Consider the following 702-nt stretch of genomic DNA (forward strand, 5'->3'; position numbering starts at 1 on the left):
CTGCCGCTGTTCCTGGGCTCGTACCCGATCACCCCGGCCTCGGACATCCTGCACGAGCTGAGCCGGCACAAGAACTTCGGCGTGCGGACCTTCCAGGCCGAGGACGAGATCGCCGCGATCGGCGCCGCGCTGGGCGCCTCCTTCGGGGGGTCGCTGGCGGTGACCACCACCTCGGGGCCGGGCGTGGCGCTGAAGTCGGAGACGATCGGGCTCGCGGTCTCCCTGGAACTGCCGCTGGTGATCGTGGACATCCAGCGGGGCGGTCCGTCCACCGGCCTGCCGACCAAGACCGAGCAGGCGGACCTGTTGCAGGCGATGTACGGGCGCAACGGCGAGGCGCCGGTGCCGGTCGTCGCGCCCGCCACCCCGGGCGAGTGCTTCACCGCCGCCCTCGACGCCGCCCGCATCGCCCTCGCCTACCGCACCCCCGTCTTCCTGCTCTCCGACGGCTACCTCGCCAACGGCTCCGAGCCCTGGCGCATCCCCGAGCCGGACGAACTCCCGGACCTGCGGGTCGAGTTCGCCACCACCCCCAACCACGGCGACGAGTTCTGGCCCTACCTCCGCGATCCGGTGACCCTCGCCCGGCCCTGGGCGGTCCCCGGCACCCCCGGCCTGGAGCACCGCATCGGCGGCATCGAGAAGCAGGACGGCACGGGCGACATCTCCTACGACCCGGCCAACCACGACTTCATGGTCCGC

Annotated in this window: 1 pseudogene; it reads left to right on the plus strand. The window is 72.6% G+C overall.

From position 1 onward, the window contains the following. Nucleotides 1–702, plus strand: a pseudogene (locus QSK45_RS38075) (2-oxoacid:acceptor oxidoreductase subunit alpha); the annotation flags it as partial.

Source organism: Streptomyces hygroscopicus subsp. hygroscopicus (genome assembly GCF_030269125.1).
Taxonomy (GTDB): Bacteria; Actinomycetota; Actinomycetes; order Streptomycetales; family Streptomycetaceae; genus Streptomyces; species Streptomyces hygroscopicus_C.